Annotated in this window: 12 protein-coding genes; 8 read left to right on the top strand and 4 right to left on the bottom strand. The window is 62.6% G+C overall.

From position 1 onward, the window contains the following. The first annotated feature begins 49 nt into the window (after positions 1 to 49). Positions 50 to 1,006: a fimbrial protein gene (locus AD670_RS14960; RefSeq protein WP_053133612.1), complete on the top strand. Its 957-nt coding sequence runs from the start codon at positions 50 to 52 to the stop codon at positions 1,004 to 1,006. A gap of 19 nt (positions 1,007 to 1,025) precedes the next feature. On the opposite strand, the gene AD670_RS14955 is transcribed toward AD670_RS14960, so the two are convergent. Both AD670_RS14955 and AD670_RS14950 read right to left on the bottom strand, forming a co-directional pair. After that, entirely contained in the window at positions 1,026 to 1,793 is a 768-nt protein-coding gene (locus AD670_RS14955) for a siderophore-interacting protein (RefSeq protein ID WP_053133609.1), read from the bottom strand. Then, positions 1,790 to 2,338: a PadR family transcriptional regulator gene (locus AD670_RS14950; protein ID WP_053133606.1), complete on the bottom strand. Its 549-nt coding sequence runs from the start codon at positions 2,336 to 2,338 to the stop codon at positions 1,790 to 1,792. The genes AD670_RS14955 and AD670_RS14950 overlap by 4 nt, the downstream gene beginning before the upstream one ends. Positions 2,339 to 2,859: 521 nt before the next feature. Here AD670_RS14950 and AD670_RS14945 point away from each other — a divergent pair. From AD670_RS14945 to AD670_RS14920, 6 genes are all read left to right on the top strand, one after another. Further along, entirely contained in the window at positions 2,860 to 3,351 is a 492-nt protein-coding gene (locus tag AD670_RS14945; protein ID WP_053133603.1) for a CS1 type fimbrial major subunit, read from the top strand. Positions 3,352 to 3,458: 107 nt separating this feature from the next. Continuing rightward, complete coding sequence (locus AD670_RS14940) at positions 3,459 to 5,984, top strand: CS1-pili formation C-terminal domain-containing protein (RefSeq protein WP_053133600.1); 2,526 nt, start codon at positions 3,459 to 3,461, stop codon at positions 5,982 to 5,984. Positions 5,985 to 6,010: 26 nt separating this feature from the next. After that, entirely contained in the window at positions 6,011 to 7,234 is a 1,224-nt protein-coding gene (locus AD670_RS14935; protein ID WP_053133597.1) for a hypothetical protein, read from the top strand. Positions 7,235 to 7,249: 15 nt separating this feature from the next. Further along, the gene (locus AD670_RS14930) at positions 7,250 to 7,990 is read left to right on the top strand and encodes a pilus assembly protein (protein ID WP_053133594.1); all 741 of its coding nucleotides are present in this window, start codon (positions 7,250 to 7,252) and stop codon (positions 7,988 to 7,990) included. 77 nt (positions 7,991 to 8,067) lie between these two features. Then, positions 8,068 to 8,520 carry a CS1 type fimbrial major subunit gene (locus tag AD670_RS14925; protein ID WP_053133772.1) on the top strand — a complete coding sequence of 151 codons (453 nt, stop codon included), beginning with the start codon at positions 8,068 to 8,070 and terminating at the stop codon, positions 8,518 to 8,520. 20 nt (positions 8,521 to 8,540) lie between these two features. Next, on the top strand, positions 8,541 to 9,281 hold the full coding sequence (locus AD670_RS14920; RefSeq protein ID WP_053133592.1) for a pilus assembly protein: 741 nt from the start codon (positions 8,541 to 8,543) through the stop codon (positions 9,279 to 9,281). Here AD670_RS14920 and AD670_RS14915 read toward each other — a convergent pair. Continuing rightward, positions 9,271 to 14,295 carry an NEL-type E3 ubiquitin ligase domain-containing protein gene (locus tag AD670_RS14915; RefSeq protein WP_053133588.1) on the bottom strand — a complete coding sequence of 1,675 codons (5,025 nt, stop codon included), beginning with the start codon at positions 14,293 to 14,295 and terminating at the stop codon, positions 9,271 to 9,273. The genes AD670_RS14920 and AD670_RS14915 overlap by 11 nt on opposite strands. A 118-nt stretch (positions 14,296 to 14,413) precedes the next feature. Further along, positions 14,414 to 17,545 carry a transglycosylase domain-containing protein gene (locus AD670_RS14910; protein ID WP_053133583.1) on the bottom strand — a complete coding sequence of 1,044 codons (3,132 nt, stop codon included), beginning with the start codon at positions 17,543 to 17,545 and terminating at the stop codon, positions 14,414 to 14,416. A gap of 180 nt (positions 17,546 to 17,725) precedes the next feature. Between AD670_RS14910 and AD670_RS14905 the strand changes: the two genes are divergently transcribed. Continuing rightward, positions 17,726 to 22,309 (top strand): hypothetical protein, encoded by a 4,584-nt coding sequence (locus AD670_RS14905; RefSeq protein WP_053133581.1) that lies wholly within the window; start codon positions 17,726 to 17,728, stop codon positions 22,307 to 22,309. Positions 22,310 to 22,487: the final 178 nt, after the last annotated feature.

The raw sequence follows: 22,487 nt of genomic DNA, 5'->3' as shown, positions 1-22,487 counted from the left end.
TGATTGTTCGCTGGATGGCGCCTGTGTAGATAAGCAACGAGAGATCAACATGAAACGACTATATGACAGCGCCATTATGCTTCTCCTGCTGATTGGCGTTAACACGACCGCGCAGGCCGTAGACTGTCGAGTCAATGGCGGTGAGTGGGCGCGCGTCACTCATTTGACCGTCCCCGTAACTGTACGACTCGATACAGACCGCACGAGGATTCTGATGGAAGGTGCTCGACTCGAATGTCGGTTTACGGCTGGAGCCGGTCCTGTTTGGGGGGCGGACTATTGGGAAACCGGCAATGCCTCAGGGACGCCCTGGACATCCGGCCCCAAGTTCGCAGGTGAACAGAGTGGTTTGCGCATCAATGGCGCATTCCTCAATACCCCGGTTCAGGCGGGTATACGGGTGGCCACCATGCCCAACAACGGGATCGGCTATCCGATCAATATCACGCCCTATATTCTGGTACGCCACAGTCCCTCCAACCCGATCGATGTTCGAACAGGAGACACCCTTGGCCTGTTACGTCTCACCAGCTCGAACAATTACGACGCCACTCGGCCGCAACTCACTGTCACTTATACGGCCGCCAACAACTTCACCATCTCCCCGTCCACCTGCACGATCAACAATAACAACCCGATCGAGATCAACTTCGGCAATGTTCACCAGAGAGCAATAGGTACCGATCCGCTGACCACGACCATCCGCAGCAACCGCCGGCTCACTTATTCATGCCCGGACGGCGGGATTACTACACCGATCACCATCACTTACAAAGGCACCGCCTCTTCGTTCGACACGCGTCTGCTGCGAATGACCAACCCGGACGTGGGGACGGCCCTTGTTCGTGGTGCAAGTGCGGTTCATGTCAATGGTTCATTCCTGACCCAAATTACCAACAGCGTGGGGGGCGACGATGTGACGTTTTCCCTTGTTCGGCGAGCAGGCTCCCTACCTGCTGCCGGAGCCATCAGCGGCAGCGGAGTACTCGTTATGGGGGTGCCATGACACACCCGTAACGTGAGGCTTACTCCTCTTCGTTGCCGTCCGCACGCCAGTAGCCCACGGCCTTGAGGAACTCCTCATTGACCTTATGCGTGTCCAGCAGCACCCGGCGGACCTGGCGCGACAGCTTGGTTTCGGTGGCGACAAAGCAGTACAGCGAGCCACTCGGCAGCGTGAGGTTTTTCACCCTGTCGAGCAGGTCGTCCTGGCTGCGCACCACCCAGATCACCTCCACATCGGCGGCACTGTTCAGCGTTTGTCGTTCCGCCGCATTTTCGATCTCAATCACCGCCAATACTTTGCGCCCGGCTGGCAGTTCTTCCAGGCGGCGGCCGATGGCCGGCAGGGCGGTTTCGTCACCGATCAGCAGGTAGCTGTCGAAGATGTCCGGCACGATCATCGAGCCGCGTGGCCCGCCGATGTAAAGGTGCTGGCCGACCTTGGCCTGGCCGGCCCAGGTGGAGGCGGGGCCGTCGCCGTGCAGCACGAAGTCGATGTCCAGCTCGCCGGTGCTCAGGTCATAACGGCGTGGCGTGTAGTCGCGCATGGCCGGCTGCGGACCGTCACCCTTGATGCTGAAGGTCGGGCGCTCCAGGGCTGCCTGTTCGGCGGCGTTCTGCGGGAACAGCAGCTTGATGTGATCGTCACTGCCCAGGCTGATAAACCCCGCCAGTTCCGGCCCGCCCAGGGTGATGCGGCGCATGCGCGGGGTGATATCGACGACCCGCAGTACGTCGAGACGGCGGCGTTTGATTTCGTGGGTCACGCGGTGGATGGCTTGGGTATTCATTGAGCTTTCCCGTCGGCAATGGCTTGGGCGGTGCCGTTGAGCAGCGCCGCGACACGAACGATTTCTTCCGGGCTCCAGCGCCCGTGGTGCGAATGCAAGGCATGGCGCAGGTTGTGCACGGCCTCGTGAATTTCCGCTGGGCGATCGTGGCCGCGCAGCGAGCGTTTGCTCACGTCCATGCGCAGGCGAATACCGTCGAGGGCCACCGCCTGCTCGCTTAATAAGAGACGACCGGCGTCGGTGATTGTGTAGCGTTTTTTTCCACCTTCGGCGTCGCCGGCGATCAATTCGCTTTCTTCCAGAAAGGTCAACGTCGGGTAGATCACCCCTGGGCTTGGGCTGTAGGCACCGTCGAACAGGGTTTCAATGCGGCGGATCAGGTCGTAGCCGTGGCAAGGCTGTTCGGCGATCAGCGCCGGCAGCAGTAATTTCAGGTCACCCGGCGCAAAGACGCGCGGACCACGGCCAGCGCGTTCGCGGCCGGGGCGTTTTTCAAAGCCGTCGGGGTGGTCACCGTGGTCTCGGTGGTGATGAGGTTCTCTCATTGTCGTGTTCTCCTGTCTGATTTAGATACAACTTAAGATATATCTTACTGTGGTTGCAAAACCGTCTGACGAACGGTAGCGACAGGAAAATCCGGCTGCGCAAGGGCCACGTGACACCCGAACAGGGTCTGGGTTTATCAGCAGATAGCGAGTGGTAAATGGCAAATTCGTGAATACGCAATAAGCTGGTTAATTGGAGTAGTTGCTCTAATGGCCTGAATAACCCGATAATATYTACCTTGTGGCTTATCTCCTACAGATGAGTGATATATATAAGTAGTACAGTGAGTTTTGGCATGTAATAAAGGGACGACAGTTAATACTCATCTTTTTGATTTTTATAGTTTTTTTCTTTCTTGCTTTGTCGTGTTTAATTACGAGTTAGCGCGAAAGTGCCGGCATCTTTAGAAGTTTTTTCGAGGGACTATTTACCTGCTTCGCAAGACCGATTTATTCGGTTGCTGCGCCGCGAGAAATCAGTTTTCTCAACTAACGTTTGATGTCACCACAGGTACTAACAAATGCTTAAAAAGACCGCTTTCGTCCTGCCACTCGTTGCTTTGGCCATCGGCTCGTCCAGCGTTTTCGCTGCCGGTGAAGCCAGCAGCGTCATCAACATCAAGGCGACGATCCCTACCAAGCAGTTCCATGTACTGCCACGTGATCCCAACTTCGGTCGCGATGAAACCATGAACTACAACCCCGTCACCGGTGAACTGAGTTCGCTGCGCGCCACCTACGACCTGAAAAACACTGACGGTTCGATCCACGCGTACATCGAAGGCGGTCCTGCTTCGTTGACCAACGGCACCTCTGCGATCGCACTGACCAACACCTTCAACGGTGTGGTCCTGACCGGCTCGCCACTGGAAGTGGCCGATGACGCAAGCACCACGCCAGGCACTCAGGCTGACCTGGTCGTGGCTGCCGCCAAACCTGCGGATGGTGTGTCCGGGCTGTTCACCACCAACTACACCATCGTGTTCGACCACGTGCCACGCGTAACGCAGTAAGGCCTGATAAGCACCGGCTTATTGTTGGGTAGCGATACCGGTCGACAGGCAGTCGCTGTCGGTCGACCGGTTTTGCGTTTGAAGTCCGAAATCAGAGTATTCCGTTCATGTTCCCGATGACTTCCATCGCGGCAGCGCTTGCCTTGTTGTTTTGTGCGGGCGCGCTGGCGGCAGGTACCGCCGATGGCACGACACCTCGTAGTTTGCTTTCCCAGGCCAAGGGATTGCCGGCGGACTTTGAAGAGCACTTTTTTGATGTCCCCCTGGCGGTCAGGGTTGAACTGGACCAGGAGTTTGTCTCCGAGGCGATGATTGTCCTGACGCGTGACGACCGCCTGACCCTGCTCGACTTTACCGACCATGAAGGCAGCGTCATCAAGGACGAAGAGCGCGACCACTGGGCCGATTACCTGAAACAGGGCGTGGCCCTCGGTGCCTGCGCCAGCAATTGCCCCTCCGGGCTCATGGCCGTGCACTACAACCTGGAAAACTCCACGGTGTCCCTGCTCACCGAAAACGCCGAGCGTGATACCCAGGAGCAGCGTTATTACTTCCTGCCCACCGGCGGCAGCACCGGCCTGATCGTGCGCAACCAGTTGAACCTCAGCGGCGGTGAAGGCCAGGACCTGGGCGGGCGCTTCGGCGTCGACGCCAGCAGTAGCCTGGGCCTGTGGAGCCAGACGCTGAACATGCAGTTCTCGCGCCTTGGCGGCCCCGATGATGATGACCTCAACCACGCGGTGTACGCGCTCTACACCCAGCGTGAGCTGGAAGGCAACTTCCTGCGCTTGGGGTACTTCACACCCAATGCCGAAGGCCTGACACGCCAACTGCGCACGTTCGGTGCCAGCCCGGACACCGCCGTCGGTGTGATGTACGGCAGTTCCGATAGCCTGGTGATCAGCAACGCCAAGCCTGCGGTCTACCCGATCTATGTCACCGCCAGCCGTCAGGCGTCGGTGGAGATTTATCGCAATGGCCTGCTGATCAACACGCAGCCGGTCGGCAGCGGCTTGCACAGCCTCGACACTCGGCCCCTGCCTGGTGGCATCTATGAGGTGGAAGTGCGGCTGGTGGAAGACGGCCAGATCACCAGCACCACCCAGGAGTTGGTGTACAAGCCCAACAACTGGCGCAACCACGACGAGCGCTGGCGCTACAACCTGTTCGCCGGCCAGGAAAGTAAGCTGCTGAGCAACTTCGACGAGCAGAGCAGCGGCAGCCCGACTGCCGGCGTCTCCCTCAATTACCTGGCGCACCCCCGTGTGGTGCTGGGTGTGTCCGGGCGTCAGGTCAAGGACAACATGCAGTACGGCACCTCGCTCGACTGGACCCTTGCCGACCAGGCCAGCCTGTATGCCAACGTCTACTGGACGGAAAAGTACGGCACCGGCCTCGACTTCAATGGCCTTTACAACTACGGCCTGGGCAGCGTGGTGTTCAACCACACTCGCAGTTGGCTCGACACCCGAAACACCTACGAAACCCTGCCCGATGGCACGCGCATTCGTCAGCGCGACGTGTTTATCGGCCAGACCAGCAACTCGTCGATTTCGGTCAACCATCGTCTGAGTAGCCTGCGATCCATCAATGGCCGGCTGTTCTACAGCGAGGGCAACAGCGAAGGTGTCGGCCTGGACCTGGGCTGGACCGAACGTACCCACCTGTTTGGCAACGACGCCAACTGGCGCTTTTCGGTGTTTGACCGGCCCGCCAGCGCCGCCACGGGCGACCAGCGCAATCGCGGGGTCGACCTGAGCATCAGCCTGGCCCTCGGCGCGCCGGGCGAGCAATGGTCCGCCAGCATCGGCACACGGACTTCCCGCGACGGCACCCGGGACAACAACGCCTCGCTGACGTACCGCAAGGACCTGCAGGACCACCTGCTGCAAAGCGTGTCCGCCACGACAACCACCGACACCTACGGCATCGGTTTGTCCGGCATGGCCAGTTTTGAAAACGAGTATGTCAACGGCGACGGTTACCTGCAGCGCTCCTCGTTCAACAACGACTTGAGCGGCGGCCTGAACCTGGACAGCACGGTTGCCGTCGGCCAGCAAAAGATGGTGATGACCAGCCAGTACCACGGCAACGGCTCCGGGCTGATCGTGGACGTGGAGACCGATGTCGACGACATCGCCCTGCGCGCCGACGACATGAGTGGCGGCAGCACCGCCTTGCGCCCCGGTCGCAACTTCATCCCGATCACCGCCTACAAGGGCAGCTCGGTGAGTTTCGACTTCGAAGGCAACCATGCGCCGTCGGCCTCGATCCAGCCGCCACGCACGCGTTACCACCTGAACAAGGGCGGGGTGGAGTACCGCAAGATCAGCGTGATGCAAACCGTCACCGTGCTCGGCCGCCTGGTCGACCCCCAGGGCAAACCGCTCAAGGGCCTGCATGTGATCAATCACGCCACCCGTGGGGTGAGCGAGGTCGACGGGTTCTTCTCGCTGGAAATGAACGCCCGTTCGCCGACCCTGGAAGTGCGCCGCAATAACCAGTTGCTCTGCCAGTTCCGGCTCGACCCTTCCAAGGCTCGCAGTGAAAACAACGTATTGATGATCGGCGACCTGCGCTGCACGCCGGACACGTTGGCCGAGTCCACCGCCACTGAACAGATTGCCGGTTGAGCATGATGACGAGAAAACCCAAGGTTATGAAAAGCTTTCTTTTGCACACCACGGGCACGGCCATGCTCCTGTGTTCTTTCGCGGCTTGGGCTGACGAGGACATCACTGCGCGCTTCAGGCCGGACCCCAGCAACCCTATGGTGAACAAGTTCGAGAACACCACGCCGATCAGTTCGATTTGTGCCGCGCATATTCCGGCACGCTGCAAGGCGTTGGGTATTTTCAGCCTGCGGGACGAGACCCTAAGGATTGCCAGCAATGCGCCGATCATTGCCAATCATGAGCAGGAGCGCCACGGCTTCATGGTCAAGGTGCCGTCCGATTGGCGTGATTTGGCCGTAACGCATACCGCCACCCAGGAAACCGAGATCGTTCAGGTGCGGATCGCCGGCATCGGCGGGTTTTGGTCGATCCCTCGACCGCCTGGCGTGTCGGCGTGGGCGCAGCCAGGGGTCGGCTGGTCAACGCAATGGCGGTCTGCGCCTTCACCTTGCCAAAGTACCAACCACCTTGCAGCAGGTACCGCGTCTGCTTCGTACTTCTGGCTGACGCCTGAAGGTGCTGGCCCTTGCAGCCGGAAACCGTCCCAGGATCTGCTCAGGATGAGCGTCAACACCATGGAGTACGCCTACGAGCTGCGCACGCCCAACCCGTTGGGCATGTCCAGTGGGCTGTACACCGGCAGCATCACCTACAGCATGGGCCCGGGCGGCGATTACGATTTTGGCGACATCATGATGCCCTCGAAAAACACCTTCACTCTCAACTTCACCTTGAGCGTGGAGCATGACCTGAAGGTAGAAGTGCCGCCCGGTGGCAACCGAATCGAGCTGGTGCCCCAGGGTGGCTGGCAAGCCTGGCTGAACCAGGGCCGCAAACCCGCTCGGCTGTTCCGTGACCAGACCTTCAACATCTCCGCTTCATCGCGTTTCAAGATGCAGATGGCCTGCGAGCGCGTCATCGGTGACACCTGCGCCCTGCGCAACACCACCGATGGCCACGAAGTGCCGGTGGATGTCAGCGTCAGCCTGCCCCATGGCCTGAACCGTGAAGACGGCGGCGCCGTGATTCGTCAGCCGCTGCTGGTGAGTGGCGCCGGTACCGAGCAGTTTCAGCCTGGGTTTTATGTCAACCGACGACCCGGCACCTTGCACTTCGAGGTCCAGAAGCAATACGCCGACCAGATGGTCGAGCGCGGCGGCAGCACGTACGTGGGCCAGGTTTCGGTGATTTGGGATTCGGATCTCTAGATGAGGCTTATGGCAATGAAACATGTGTTGGCGCTGTGTGCGCTGTGCTGGTTGCCGCAGTCGGTACCGGCGGCTCCGAATATCAATGTCGGGGTGTTTTATGACTACCTGGACGCCGATAAAAGTACCTACCTGAAACGGGTGTTCAACAGTGGTGACAGCACGGCCTTTATCAAGGTTGCGGTGATGGAAATCCTCTACGACAGCGAGGGCGGTTCTGAGGAAGTCGAGCTCCAGAGCGATGCCCAGACCGGTGCCCGCGATGGCCTGATGGCCACGCCGTCACGCCTTATCGTGCCGGCCAACGGCGTGCAGGGCACGCGCTTGCTGTACCTCGGCGAGCGGGAAAAAGAGCGCTACTTCCGCGTGCGTTTCGTGCCGGTGATGCCGGAGCAGGACGATGAGTTTGCCGTGTCCCAGGAGGAGCGCGACGCCTACAAGACCCGCCTGTCGGCCGGGGTCACAGTGTTGGCCGGGTTTGGCACGGTGTTTTTCGTGCGGCCCAAGGTCACGCGGTTTGCCACTCGCGTCGATGAGCAACCCATTGAGTACGGGCTGCATAACGACGGCAACAGCGTGGTGGTGGTCGATGAGTTCAAGGACTGCGCCAGCGGCGATAGCCAGGACTGCCGACCGGTGACCAAGCATCACATTTTGCCGGGTCGTGCCTTCGGTTTTACCAGGCAGGCCGGGCGGACCTATCGCTTTACCCTGATCGAGGGCAGCGAGAAAAAAACCTATGAGGTCAAAGGCTGATGGTCAGTGAAATAACCCAGGCACGCGCATACCTTACGTGCAGAAGGTGCAAAGTCAGGTCGGCGGCGTTGCTGTTGATGGTGCTCACGTTAATCAGTACCCAGGCCTTGGCGATCCGTGAAGAGCACGTATTTGACGTGTCGGTGACCATCCCCACCCACGATTTTTATGTGCTGCCGATCAACCCCGGGTTCCTGGAACGTGAACAGCAGATGGTCTGGGACCTGGTGCCGGGACGCCTGCGACCGGTGCGCGAACACTTTGACGTGAAGAGTTCGGCGGGTGGCATCAACGCACGGTTGGGCGCGCTGCCGACCCTGTTCAATGGCGGGCGCACCTACATCGACTTGAATGTGACCTTCAACGGCCAGGTGCTGGGCCTGGATGACACCCTGGTAGTGCCCCAGGCCGAGGCCAGCCAGGGCAAGCGCGTGCTGCTGGATATCTCGGCGGTGGAGCCGGCGGAGGGGTTTACCCCAGGTGAGTACTACGGCAGCGTCGAGTTGCTGTTCGATGCGGTGCGGCCGTGATGGTTTTTCGAGGAGTGGTGATGAAGTTTCTATGTGCAACCCTGGGTCTGCTGCTGTGTTCCCTGCATGCCCACGCCGGGCCGAACATCAACGTCGGTGACTTCTACGACTATTTGCGCGGCGATAAAAGTACCTACCTCAAACGCATCTTCAACGGCGCCACCCAGACCGCCTTCGTCAAGGTCAACGTCAGCGAGATGCTCTATAAACCGGACGGCAGCTATGAGGAAGTGCCGCTCAGGGTCGAAGCCGACGGCAGCGTGCGCAACGGCCTGGTCGCCAGCCCGGCGCGCCTCATCGTGCCGGCAGACGGCATGCAGAGCACACGCCTGGTGTTCATCGGCGAGCGGGATCGCGAGCGCTACTTCCGCGTGCGCTACCTGCCGGTGGCGCCCGAGAAAGACGACGGGTTCGGGCTGAGCGATGAAGACCGCCAGGCCTACGAAAACACCCTGGCAGGCGGCGTGCAAGTGATGGCGGGCTACGGCACAGTGTTCTTCGTGCGGCCTACGGACAGTCGCTTCGATACCCGTGTCGAGAACGGCGGCCGCACCTACACCTTGCGCAATGCCGGCAACACCGTGGTGGTGGTGGATGAGTTCAAGGATTGTGCGGTGAATGACCGCACCGCCTGCGCGCCCACCACCAAGAACCATATCTTCCCCGGCCGGGTCTTCAGCTTTGAAAAACAGGCCGGGCGGATCTATCGGTTTTTCCTGGTGGAAGGCACCTCCGAGAAGACCATCGAGATCAGCGGTTAGAGCGATTGCGTAACTCGTGCGCCGCCATCAGCGCCGCGTGGGTGCGTTCACGCATCCATGCCTGGGCGACGTCGCCCAGTTCTTCCTCGCGTTTTTCGCAGGCGGCCTGGAATGCAGCCGGGTCGGCGGGGTCCAGTGCCGTCATGCCCAGCTCGCTGGCCAGGGCATCGACCTGGGTTTGCAGCGACGTTGTATCGGGCACCTGCGGCCACTGTTCGCCTAACTCCAGCAGGTCGAACAGGCGCTCGTGTTGAGTCCTGAGCCACTGCTGGTGTTCGGCATATTGGCCGGCATAGCGACGTTGCAGCCAGGCGCTCCAGTGGGGGTCCAACAGCATGCGGTTGACCAGGCCGTCGCCCTCGCCAAGCTCCAGTACTTTGGCATACGCCGCGTCGATCTGTGCGTCACTGACCTCGGCCGTGCTGCGGTAGAGCATATGCTCGGCGATCCACGGCAGGTCCAGGCGCTCGGCGAGGGCGGTCTGGTAGGCCAGGTAGATTTCCACTTCATCCACCTGGCCGGCCACGCCGTCGATGACCTCGGTGAGAAACCGCAGGCCCTGGCCACCCTGGGCCACCGGCGCCAGGCGCTGTTGAACGTCGGCCCGGATCACATCGTTGAGCTGTTGCAGGCGCGCGCGCCCTTTGACCAGGGTGACCAGTTGCCGCTCATGGGCCTCAGGCGTCGGCGCCTGGTGTTCGATCTGGTAGAGCAGCACCTCGACCCCCAGTTCGTTGAAGATCTGCGTGCCGGCATCCGGGCAATTGCTGGGGAAACTGGCGATCTCAAACAGCCGCTTGCGCAACGGCGTATCGACGGCGGCCGCTTGCAACAGGGTCCAGACCTGCTGTGTCAACATGCGGTGGTTGGCGCTGTAGCGCTGCCGGTCTTCATCGGTCTGGAACCGCTCCGGCATTTCCAGGGCCTTGATCACCTCGAACAACCCCTGTGAGCCGTGTTCGTGCTCCAGCGCATCCCACACGTTGCGGGCGTCGTCCTGCCCTGGCGGCGACAGGTAATCCAGCCACGGCGTGCTGTCGCCCCGGGGTTCGTAGGTGCGCTCGGGGTCCAGCCCGACTGACGCGCGGTAGGCCTTGAAGCGTTCACGCTGCAGGGCGTCGAGTGCTGCGCGATTGAGGTAGGTCGCGGCAACAAGTCGGGCCTCGGTACTGCCCAGCGCCACGTCGGGCAGGTGCGTAATGGCGGTGCCCTGCAGGTTGAGGAAAAACCGCGAGGACCTCGGCACCTCGAACAGCCCATCGGGCCACTGCGTGATAGGGCTATGGCTGAGGTCCAGGTGAACCAGGTCGCGCATGCGCCCGATATCCGGGGCCAAGCGGCTGCGGGTGTTGTTGAGCTTCAGGCGCCGTAGGTAGCGCAGGTTTTTCAGGCGGGTGACATCCACCTCCTGTAAATCCAGCGGGCACCTGGCCAGGTCGAGGTCTTCCAGGTGGCGCATTTCGCGGATTGCTTCCGGCAGGCGAGACAGCGGGTTATCCGCCAGATACAGGGTGGACAGCTGCGGGAAGTGATGCAGGTATTCACTGTGGGCAGCGCTGAACTGAGTCTGGATCAGGTTCAGCTCGGTGACATGGCTGAAGTCGGCGCGCAGCGTTGGCAGTGTATCGGGCAGCGTGATGCCGCTGAGGTCCAGGCGCGTGCCGGAGGGGGCGGTGTAGGCGCGGATCTGATCCTGCCAGCATTCAAGGATTTTGCCGCGAATGAACAGGCGCAACTCAAGCTCCCTGTCCGGCGGATAGTGGCCGGCTTGGCGCGACCAGTGCGCCAGGTCAGCGTCCAGGCGGTAATGCTCGACGATCAGTTGGTTGACGCGGACGCTGAGGTGCTCGCTGCCGACTTTCTCCATAAACGCCTGGATGTGCGCTTCGCTCTGGTGCGTAAACACCGTTTTCAAGGCGTTCAGAATCAGTCGGTGTTCACTCATGGGGGCCCGCGTGGGGGTGCGTCCCGGCATGGGCGCGCCGAGCAGCGTCAGCGTCTCGATGTCGGCATGGCTGCGGATCGGCGTCTGGGCCAGGGCCGTGCGGCGCTCGGCCAGCGGTTCCAGAGTGGTCAGCAACCAGTGCCGCAGGCCTTCGCCCTGGCCGGGAGAGAGGCCGACGGCCTGGCGGCTATCAGCGGGCGCGGCGTGCAACAGGGCTTCGTACAGGGTGTCGGGGCCATGCAACTTGCGGTGTTGGGCGTCGCGGACTTCGTAGCCCAGGTGGTCTTTGCGCACCAGGATGCGCCGGGTGCCTGCACTGGCGGGGCCAGCCTCGCAACGCAATGGACCGTCGGCGGTGTGCTGGCGAATCTGCAGGTGCAGGTCGGCAAAGAAGTCGCTGTGTCGTTTCAGGGTATTGAGCAGCATGCGTTCGCTGTCGGCGCTCTGGCGCCAGGTGAAATAGAAGCCTTCGTAGGCGTGGCTGGTGCCGGCGGCAAAATTCAGTTCCCGGGCCAGGTTTTTCAAGCGCAGAGGCAGGCGCCGGTGGTCCAGCATCAGGCTGCGCTCGGCGGCGTCTGCGCTATCGAACAGGACCTGTGCCACGCTTGAGTCCATCTGCGGGAAATGTTCGCGCAGCAGGCGGATGCCCGGTTCATCGGACAGCTCACGCACAAAGTGGGCGTACTGGCCGATCTCGGGTGCTTGCCGCGTGACGTAGGCAGCCAGTAGATCGCGCAGGTGCTGCACTCGCCCGGCCTTGGGCATCTGGGCGCCGAGCAGCAGGCGGGCCTGTGCCTCATCGAGGAACCCCAGCACGAGCTCCGGCAACTGCCCGGACATCACCTGCGCCACACTCATCTTAAGGGTGTCTGCCGGGGCGGCGTCGAGCTTGCCATAGCGGTGGGAGTCACCGCTCAGGCTGGGGCTGAGGAACACTTCCAGGGCCTTGTCCAGTGGCCAGCCTTCAAGTTCGGTAACGGTTTGCTCGAACCAGGCGGCAGCCGGGTCCAGGGGCGTGCCCGTGCGGATCTGATCACTGGCCAACTGCGCGCTGGCGTAGGCCTCGAAGCGGTTGAGCGTGTCGGCGAGCAGCGGTGGCAGTGGCTGGTCCTGCAGATACGCGCCACGTAGTACGTCGTCATCGCAGCCACTGGTGCGGCGTATGCGTTCCAGTTGCTGATCGCTGAAGGCCTCGACCCTGGGTCCGAGGCGGCGCATCAAGGTGCGGCTGTCCCAGGCCTGGGGCTGGTCGGCTTCATGCACGACAATCCCGTTCGCTCGGCGATACAGCTGTGGCCGATAGGCCTGCGGGCGGTGTGGGTGGACGATGCGCTCGTGTTGCACCTGATACTGCGCGCCTTCGTGTATCAGCCGCTGCGCGGGGGCGAGTGTGCTCTGGTCGTCGACATAGGGTGCAAGGTCTGGGTTCCACAGGCGTTGACGTCCGTCTGCACTCTGCACCGGCTTGAGCCCTTCGACGAACGCCGACAGTTTCAGGCGCAGTGGCGCTGCCAACGTGGTACCGGCGGCGAACAGGCCGAACTGGACAAAGTCCTGTGCCACACCGATCAAATGATCCGCCGCCTCCGCGCCCCGGCCCTGGGCCCAGTCGACCACGCCTTCGAACACCTCGTCGGTAATCTGGTAGGCGGTGTAGGCGAGCATCACTTCCCCCAGCCCCGGCACAAATGGCGTGAGTACCTGCAGGGCAGCGTTAAAGAGGTCGCCGAGGATTTTTCCCAGGTTGTCCCACCAGGCCTGGCGCGCAAGGGTATCGGCGCGAAGGGTAGAAACGGCGATGTCCTGGGCGTCGTTGAGCACCTTGTTCAGGTGCACACGGTAGCGGTAGTCCCACAGGTCATCTGCGCCGTCGTTGCCAGCGCGGTTCGGGTGGTCAGCCGCGATAGGTTGCACATGAAATTGCAGGTGAGGGTTGTCCAGTGGTGTGTCCTGCCAGGTGGGCTGGCTGTCGGTCGGGGCTTTTGCGCGCCACTGCACCCGGCTGAGGCGGGTATTGAGGTTGGCGAAAAAATAGCCACGCTGGTCATGGTCGACAAAACGGCTGAAGAACACCTGATAGCGCTCGGCATCCCGCAACTGGCGGGTGATTTCGGTCATGAAGGCCATGGGCGTCGGGTATTGCTTGAGCGGATGTTCGGGGTCATCCGGCACATAGGCGATCACCCGCGCCGCCGAGGGCGGCGTCGCGCAGAACAGCAAAATGCCGGTGAGCCGGCTGTTCATCATGTCCAGGGTATGGGCGGCCAGGGTTTGGCCGTCGAGGCGCAGTGTGGGATTCCCATTGATCAGCCCCAGTACGGCGTCGCAGGCATCCTGGGCCATATCGCCCTTGACCAGCGCCAGGTGGGCGGCGGCTTTCAACGCGGCTTTGTGTTGATCGATCACTTGCCGGTGCACGTCACGGGCGACCGTGGGGGTGTAGACACCCATGACGATCTTCAGGTGCTCGCGGTAATGGCGGCCGATGTCCAGGCCACGGCACAGCTGTTTGAAGCGCTCGGCAGTGAGGGGGGTGCCATTGGCCTTGTGTTTGAACGTCAAGCTGCGTTGCTGGCCACGGGTATCGGCGGCGGACAGGAAGGCATAGTCGACGAAACGTTCGGTGGCGGCAAAGTTGTGCAGCGCCGCGTCCAGCAGGGACACCGTGCGGCTGGTCACGCCTTGCTTGAAATCATGTACCCACCAGGCGCTGCTGGCTGTGACATACACGCGCAGGAAGGTGTTTCTCACGTCGATCGGACCGTAGTCCGCCAGCAAGGCGCTGCCCAGAACCTGCTCGGCGTAGGCATACACGTCATTGAGCTTCTGCAGGCGCTGGTCCAGGGTGTTGAGGGTGTGCCAGTGGTCGGCAACGGCCTGCTTGAGGCCGGCGTGCTGGGCTGGCGTGGCGTGCGGGTACGGCGCCGGCTCTTTGAGCCCCACGGCGCGTAAAGCGTGCAGGCGTGCCAGGGAGGTGCTTTTGAGCCATGGCGGCAAGGCGTTGTTGAGCAACGGGTAGTGCCGACCTTGAAACGCGGTGGCGAACGGGACAGGGGAAATGACGGCCATGCAACAGATCCTGAAAAGAGCCATGAAAGCGCTTCAGTCTATTGAGGCCAGGGGCCGAGAATAAGTTTGAATACTGGGTCGAACAGCCCGGATAACCGGACATTCCGTTCAACAAATGTCACCTCGAAAACAGCCGGCTACCGCCCTCGGTGACCGCCATTGCGGCGGGGGTGCACAAGGTATGGCTGCCCGGTTGCAGGTAGGGCATCAGCACTGGCGCCATGCCCTTGAGCACCTGCACCGGCAGCGCCGAGGTAAAGGTGAAATTCTGCGCGCCGCTGCCGGGGACAAAAGCGGTGAGGGTGCCGAAATGCCGCTCGCCGATGTAGAACACAAAGGTTGCCGTGCGGTTGATCGCCTTGGAACTGAGGACCCGCCCACCAGCGCCAATCGCCTCGATACGGTTGTCGCCGGTCCCGGTCTTGCCGCCCATGGCCAGCGGTGTACCGTCGGCCAGCTTGAAGCTGCCGGACACGCGTTTCGCCGTGCCCGCATCCACCACCTGGGACAACGCGCCGCGCAAGGCCGTGGCGACTTCGCTGGGCATCACCCGCTTGCCTTTGTCGGGGTTGTTCACCAGCCAGGTTTCATACGGCGTCTCGGCGGCAAAGTGCAGGCTGTCGATGCGCAGGGTCGGCTCACGCACGCCGTCGTTGAGGATCGTGCCGACCAGTTCCGCCAGGGCCGCCGGGCGGTCGCCGGAACTGCCGATGGCGGTGGCCAGCGACGGCACCAGGTGGTCGAACGGGTAGCCGACCGCCTGCCAGCGCTGGTGAATATCCAGGAACGCCTCGACCTCCAACATAGTGCGGATGCGGCTGTCCCGCGCGCTCTTGTGCCGGCTCTTGAACAGCCAGCCATAGACTTCCTGGCGCTCATGTTCGCTTGCGGCGACGGCCTGTGTGAAGGTGGCGTCGGGGTGGTTCAACAGGTAGCCGAGCAGCCACAGGTCCAGCGGGTGGACCTTGGCGATATAGCCTTGGTCCGGCAGGTCATAGGTGCCGGGGCCGTAATCGGTGTAGAGCCTGGCCAGGCGGTCGTCGGTGAGTTTTTCCGAGGTTTTTTGACTGTTCAGATGCGCCCGGACAAAACGGTTGAAACTCTCCTGGTTGGCCTGGGGCAGCAGATAACGGTGCACGGCGGCCAGGCGAATGGCCGTAGGGCGCATGCCGTCGAGGAAGGTGTCGAGCCGTGCCTGGGTGTCCTTGTTGCGGTACTTTTTCCAGAAGCGCAACAGGAAGGTGGTGCCCTCGCGGTCGGCGAACTGGGCCAGGTATTCCTGGCGCCGTGGGTCGCTGTCGTCCTTGAGCAGTTCGGCACTGTTGTTGTCACCGTGATAGGTGCTGTAGCGCACCAGGTCGCGCATCAGGCGAATGAACGGCAGGTTGATCGACTCGCGCAGGGCGTCGCGCAAGCTGGGACTGCGGCCGTTGTCTTCGTTGCGAAAGTTGTGGAAGCGATGCAGGCCGCCGCCGGTAAAAAAGCTCTCGGCGGGGCTGGCGGAATACTGCCGGTCGAGCGCCGCGTCGAGCATCTTCGGCAGGCTCCGGTCAGGGGTTTGCGCGAGGTAATCCAAGGCCCAGCGCGACAGCCGATCCTGCTCGTCGACATCGACTTTTTTCAGCGCAGCCGGTGCCTGGCCGGCATAGCGCTCGTGCAGTTCGCTGATGATTTGCAGGTAGGTGGTGAGCACGCGCAGCTTGGCGGTGGAGCCCAGTTCCAGCTTGCTGCTCTCGTTGATATCGAAAGGCTGGTCGGTGTTGTCGGTCTGCACGCGCACCCGCGCGCCGTCGCCGGTCATCTCATACAGGGTGAAGCTGTAGCGCACTTGCGCGGTGCTGGCGGGCGTCAACAGGCGCGGACCGAGCAGGCCGAGTTGCCCGGCGAAGACGGGGTCGGCCAGCTGTTTGAGGTAGGCGGTGGCCTGGGTTTGCAGGTCATTTTGCAAGGTGCTGGTGGCGGACAGGTCGAGGCGATCAAGGTCGTACAGTGGGCGGTTGAGCAGGGCGGCCAGGCGGCTGCGGGCCATGCTGATGCCTTTGTTGGTTTCGATCGGTTGCAGCGTCGGTTGCTGCTGCCAGTCGCGGTAACTGACCTTGCTGGCCAGGGCGGCCTTGGCCAGGGCCGGGTCGAGCACACGGTTCTGCTCCAGCAGGCGGATATGGCTGTCGGTCAGGTTCGCCAGTTCCGCCTGGCCCTTGGACAAGTAATGGGACGGCCGGCGCTGGGCAATCATCAACGACAACACTTCGCGTAGCGCCAGGCCTTTTTGCGCGAGGTTTTGCATGCTGCTGTCGGCGAGCAAAGCGTTGGTTGCGTTGAAGTCGGCGCCGTACCAGACCCGCAGACCTTCGGCCATGCCGTGCACTTCACCGTGACCAGGCACGGCGGACAACGGCACGCTGTTGAGGTAGTCGCGTACGATCTGCTGGCGCGCCGCCAAGGTCTGCGGGCCGTCCTGATAGGCGCGCACGCTGGCGGAAAACATCTGGCGCAGTTTTTCGCCACCGGACAGCGTCAGGCCGTCGGGGGAGTGGCGGTATTTTTCCAGCTGGGTGGCCAGGGTGCTGCCGCCGGCGCTTTGCCCCGGCAAGTGCAACAGCCTTGCCACTTGTGACCAGGCCGCCTTGGCGAAGCGCGGCCAGTCCACCGCCGGGTTGGCTTGGGGCTGGGCCGGGTCGAGCAGTTCGCGGTTCTCGATGAACAACAGGCTGTTGACCACCACCGGCGGGATCGCGCTGAAATCCTGGTACGCGTGCTGCGGGTAGGTGAACTGGTACAACGGCTCGGCGCGGCAGTCGTAGATCGACAAGCCGGCCTGGATCTTCTCCGCATAGGGCACGAACAGGCCGCGCTCGACATAGCTCATGAGCGGTGCGGAAAAACGCACCTGGCGCTGGATCAGATAATTGCGCTTGAGCAGGCGCGGCAGGAATTGATCGAGGTCGCTATAGCCCAGGCGTTTGTCGAAAGGCCCGTCGCCGGGATACACGATGGCATCGCTGGCACCGGGCTCCAGGGTGTAGCGCAAGGTGGCGGCCAGGCGGCTCAGTTCGCGGGCTTGCCACTGCGCGGTGCGCATTTCGCGCTGGGCGGCAAACCCCGCGGCGATCAGTGCGATCACCAGCAGCAGCCACACCATGCGCCACCGGTACAAGCGTTTGCGGGGGCGTGGTGGCAATGGCTGTTCATCCGCGCTATCGGTGGGAACCGCAGCCTTGGTTGAATCGGTTTGCCATAAAGCGCCCATAGTCGATTGATCCCATCCCGGCAGATTGATCGGACTTGAATAGAGCTTAGACGCTGATTGGCGCCGTCGAGGAATTTGTCTGCGTGGGGGCACTCGGCTACCGCAGATGGACGCGCTACTTCCTTACCGTTCAGGGCTTACCGGACCGAATCCAGCGTCCGTCACAAGGAAGTCCAACCCATGCCTGCAACCCCCTCGTCGCGGCGTAGCCATATCGAGCAAATCCTCAGCCTGTTTTCCTCCCCACCGACCCTGCGCGAAGCCGCGATCAAGCAGGCGCAAGCCACGCTGGATCGGCGCTTCCCCAGCCTCGGCCTGCGTGCGGAACACGTCGCCATCGGCACCCCGATGTCGGCCGACCAGACCCACTACAGCGCCCTCGCCGATGAAGTGGTGACGCGCCTGGCCAGCGCGCAGCCGACGCGCTATGTAGAGGATTACCATCAGGTGTTCGTGCATCAACGGGAAATCCATGTGCCCGGTGGCCCGCCGCTGCTGGATGTTGAAGAGGTGGTCAACCAGCTTGGGGCGGACCTGCTCGATGCCTGGCTTGAACAACTGCTGGACTGGTGGCGGGCTGTGGTGCCGGTGAACACCACACGCTGGGCCTACCTGTCCGATGATTGGCTGGCGTTGCTGTACGACAGCCCGCAGCCGCCGGGCATGGACGCGGCGCAGTTCACTCGTTTGTTCCCACGCGCGTCGCTGCGGGCCGGTCGCCCTGATCGCCAGTGGACCCTGGACGCGGCAGCGTTGCCGGTGCACACCGTTCATGTCAGGCCCCAAGGCAGCGCGCAGACCCCGGAGATGCTGCCGCTGTTGATTCTCGACCAGTGGCTGTTCAGCCCCGCGACCGGCCTGCACCCGCTCAAGCGCCTGGACGATATCGAAGTCTTGATTCCCGACTACCTGAGCGCGCGCCTGGCCGACCAGGCGCTTGAGTGGTTTGTGCAGGAGCCGTGGGGCGATCCGTTCGATGCGCTGGCCGCCAGCTATGCCGAACGCCAACGCGCGGATGTGTTGGCCATCGACCGTTCGGTACCGCGTTCGTCCGCACAGTTTCAAGCCATGCTCGATTATGTGACCGACCCCTCGCGCTGGTTCGAGTCGGTGCTGACCCCGTATCAACTGCGCCTGCAGGACCAACTGCCACTGTGGCTGATCCATGCCTCGGCGGCCGACAGCCTGGCCTACGCCCATGCATTGCAGGCCCTGGTGGTGGCGGGCGCGGGTACGTTTCTTGACGGTATCGCGCCGATCCGGACCTTTGCCGACCAGTCCCTGAAGGACTGCCTGCGCAAGGATCGCCGCGCCAGTGGCATCGAGCCGCAGGATATCGAGCTGACTTACCACATCGTCACGGCGGCCATGACTGCCGGCGGCTTTGCCACCGGCGATGTACATCCGCTGACGTTGACACTGACGGACCTGGCCCTGGAGAACCTCGGCGGTTTTCCGCACTTGCCTTCGGCGATCAAACTCAAGGGCAGTCCCGCGCCCGACTGGCTCACGGCAACCTTGCTGCTGGGCTGTGTCAGCGAGGTGGATATCGGCCAGACGTACCCGGCGCTGCTCAAGCAAACACTGCTGGACGACCCGGTCGAGCGGCAGCGCCGTGAAGCGCTGTTTACCCGACAGGTGCGGGCGCAACTGCCGCTGCTGGCGTTGCAGATGAAGCTCAAGGGCGAGCACGGTCTGACCGACGCCGGCTATCGCCTGGTGCAGGCGGCCCTGATGCAACCGCCGCAGGCGGCGTTATGGCCGCTGGCATTCAAGGCCACGCCCACGTCTTCCCCGGACACGGTGCTCAATCTGTATGTGATTGGCCCAAGGGATGCCGACGACGGGCCACATCTGCTCTACCAGCCACTGTTCAGCCCCAGCCTGCAGGAGTTTTCGTCCGCCCAGGCGTTGTTCGAGGCGATCAAGGCGGCCGGTCCGTTGCAGGACACGGTGCTCGCCTGGCTGCCGCCAACGCGCCAGGCGCTGTATGCCAATGGCGGTTTCGAAGAACCCCATGTACGGCATTTTCTCGCTGGCGATGAGTTCAGTGTGCCCGAGCGTCCGGCGTCGGTTCGCTTGAGCAAACAGTTGATTGCGCAAGACCCGTTGCCTGGGGTGTTCGCCTCCACGGTGCAGGCGCTGGTCAGCCTGGCAGAGCGCCAATCGGTGTCCAACGCCGAGCAGCGCTGGGCGACGTTGAAAGAAGGTGGCTGGTTGCTGTTCAACAGCCTGTTGCCGTTTCTGCGAGGCCCGGTGGCGCTGGCGGGATGGATGGTGCAGGTGATGGACAGCGTGCACCGTGATGTGCAGGCCATCAGCGGCACCGACCCGGCCGCCCAGGCCCAGGGCGTGATGGACCTGTTGAGCAACCTGGTGCTGATCCTCGCGCATCGGGCTTCGCCCCGCGAGGTGCCGTCGACCCTGGATCTGCGCGATCCGGCGTTCGCACCCAGCCCGCCAAGGCTGGCGCCGCCGACCCTGACGCGCGGCCCGCTGAACATCCCGTTGCGTGCCCCCGGTGGTTGGAGCAATGCCCGTGACACCCTGACGCCGCCTCTGCAGGCCCGGCTCGAACGCCTCAGCCTTAAGGCGTTCGCTCAGCCCTGGCCGGCGCGTTTGCCGGGTGCGCAGGTAGGCGGACGGCTCGACGGGGTGTTGTTCAACGCCGCCGCACAGCCGCCGCAGTGGCAGGTGCTGGTGCGCGGGCATGTCTATCGGGCCAGGGTCACGGATGACAGTGTGCGGGTGATCAGTGCCGATGGTCGTGAGATGGGGCCTTGGCTGAAGCTGTTGGACACTGGCCGTTGGGAGGTGGACTTGCGCCTGCGCCTGCTGGGTGGTCAGGCCGATACACCGGTGGTGACCAACACCGAGTCGCGCCGCCAGCAACTGGAGCAGGATTATCGCCAATACGGCCAGCGGCGCGAGGCGGCCAATCGGGCCGTGGTGGTGGCTTACCACCTGCTGACCAGTGACGTTGCCAATCTCACCGACGAGCAGCGCGCCCGGGCGGGTACCCGCTATACCCAGGAGCTGCAGAATAAGCTGGATGCGGCGCTGTTGGAGCTGGATTGCCTCAAGGACCTGCAGGCACTCAAGCACCGGCCGGGTTACGAACGTGAACTGTCGACGGCGCTCGAAGGGATAATTCTCAACCTTCAGCAACTGTTGACGCAGGCCCGCGTAACGACCATCGCCATCAATACCCGGTTGGTTCCGGTGCTGGACCAGGTGCAGTCGTTGAATGAGCAGGAGAGCAGCTGGGATATCAATCAACAGGCGCACCAGACGTTGATGGACGGCCTGCGGCAGTTGGCTGACAGCAACGAGCACGCCATCCGCTGGCGCACCCAGGAAGTCAGCTTCCTGCAAGCGCTGGAAGGCGTTCCCAAGTACGGCAAGGACCGCGCCCAGAGCTTGCGGATGGGCCAGGCGGCATCGCCGTCGGTGTTGGATCTGCAGTCATTGCAAGTCACGGCGTTGTGGGCGGTGGCGCTTAAGACCGAGGGGCCGCGGCTGGACGAGGATTTTTTCCAAAGCCTGGACGACACCATCAACCGTGCACGTTGGGCCAGCCGGTCCCAGGCGCAACTGCATGAGTTGGCGCCCCTGAGCGCGCAATTGCGTATCGAGTTGCTGGATAGCCTCAACCATGTCTACGCCCAGACCGATGACCGCATCGAGTTCTGGCGAGCGATGGAGCCGGACAAATTCCACCTCGATTACCTGGATAAGTTGCAGCAGCTGTGTGGCCAATTGCACGCTGAGGTCGAGCGCGAACTGGCTGTGGCCCTGACCCCTGTGAGCCCCGCACCGCGTGCTGCGCCGGCACCGCGCCCGGCGCTGAAAAACATCATCCGCACGCGCAACCAGGATCTGTATGTGGCCCAGGTCAAGATGACCACCGGTGAGCAGCCGGTCGAGGTGGCTGAGGTGGTGGACGCCCAGAACACCGTGATTGCCTCGTTTACCCACGCCGCCGACGGGGTGTGGGAGCCGGTCAAGAAGCCGGTTCCCCGGCGCGCCGCTGCGCTGCCTAATCTCAATCGTTTGATTGAGCAGGGCGAGGCGTTGCAGGCGTCGGTCGCGCCGGCCATCGCCGAGGTGCTCAGAATGGCGCCAAAGTCCAATGAACCGCAGTCGTTGCAGGACCTTCTGGATCAGCACGCCGCCAAGTTGCGCCAGTGTGCCGACGCCATCCACCGTCAATTGCAGCACAGCGAACCGGGTCGCCTTGCCGCCACGCAACAGGCGCGGGCCAGGACCGTAGCCGATGAGTTGCGCGCTGCGGCCAGCCGCTTATCCGAGCAGGGCCTGCAGGCGCGCTTGACTGCCATCAAGGCGCGCCTACCCACCCAGTCCGGCGTGGACGTGCTGGTCAGCCATCATGAAGCGCGTATTTTTCGCCAAGGCGAGCGGGTTGCCCTGGCCGCCAGCCCCCATGATTGGCTGCAGACCTATGTGGTAATGGATGTGCATACCCGCCAGCCGTTGTGGTACGCGCATTTCCACTATGAGCGCCAGGCCGGGCCGGACGATCATTTCACCGCCGCGCACCTCAAGACCCTGGAGCAGCACCGCATGGGTAAGCAGGCGCAGGCCCAGGCGCAGGCCCAGGCATTTGCCAGTATCCAGGCCGGGCAGACCGGCCGCGTGCGGCAGACCGTGGAGATCCATCGCGGCGAAATCTACCTGCGCATGGCGCGCAGATTGTTCTTCGAAGCGCCGATGTGGACGCCAGACTGGCAGGTCCAGGCTTGAAGTGCTGCACCATTGCCGTGCGATACTCCAACCGCACAATCGGAATTTTCCGGGGTTTCCCGCTGAATATTGCCGTTTATAGAGTGAAAATCACTGGGTTGAGCTTTTTATACTGCACCCCCCTGATCTGGCCCGGCCAGACCGGTTGACCCAAAAGGTCAAGCGGACACGGCACGCC

The sequence above is a fragment of the Pseudomonas sp. MIACH genome, from assembly GCF_001269925.1.
In the GTDB taxonomy this organism is placed as follows: Bacteria; Pseudomonadota; Gammaproteobacteria; order Pseudomonadales; family Pseudomonadaceae; genus Aquipseudomonas.
The sequence above is the reverse complement of the archived record's forward strand: the minus strand, read 5'-3'. Positions and strand labels throughout refer to the sequence as shown.

Coding starts and splice junctions, on each gene's coding strand:
- AD670_RS14960 (WP_053133612.1), top strand. CDS start 50: ATGAAACGACTATATGACAGCGCCATTATGCTTCTCCTGCTGATTGGC.
- AD670_RS14955 (WP_053133609.1), bottom strand. CDS start 1,793: ATGAATACCCAAGCCATCCACCGCGTGACCCACGAAATCAAACGCCGC.
- AD670_RS14950 (WP_053133606.1), bottom strand. CDS start 2,338: ATGAGAGAACCTCATCACCACCGAGACCACGGTGACCACCCCGACGGC.
- AD670_RS14945 (WP_053133603.1), top strand. CDS start 2,860: ATGCTTAAAAAGACCGCTTTCGTCCTGCCACTCGTTGCTTTGGCCATC.
- AD670_RS14940 (WP_053133600.1), top strand. CDS start 3,459: ATGTTCCCGATGACTTCCATCGCGGCAGCGCTTGCCTTGTTGTTTTGT.
- AD670_RS14935 (WP_053133597.1), top strand. CDS start 6,011: ATGAAAAGCTTTCTTTTGCACACCACGGGCACGGCCATGCTCCTGTGT.
- AD670_RS14930 (WP_053133594.1), top strand. CDS start 7,250: ATGAAACATGTGTTGGCGCTGTGTGCGCTGTGCTGGTTGCCGCAGTCG.
- AD670_RS14925 (WP_053133772.1), top strand. CDS start 8,068: ATGGTGCTCACGTTAATCAGTACCCAGGCCTTGGCGATCCGTGAAGAG.
- AD670_RS14920 (WP_053133592.1), top strand. CDS start 8,541: ATGAAGTTTCTATGTGCAACCCTGGGTCTGCTGCTGTGTTCCCTGCAT.
- AD670_RS14915 (WP_053133588.1), bottom strand. CDS start 14,295: ATGGCCGTCATTTCCCCTGTCCCGTTCGCCACCGCGTTTCAAGGTCGG.
- AD670_RS14910 (WP_053133583.1), bottom strand. CDS start 17,545: ATGGGCGCTTTATGGCAAACCGATTCAACCAAGGCTGCGGTTCCCACC.
- AD670_RS14905 (WP_053133581.1), top strand. CDS start 17,726: ATGCCTGCAACCCCCTCGTCGCGGCGTAGCCATATCGAGCAAATCCTC.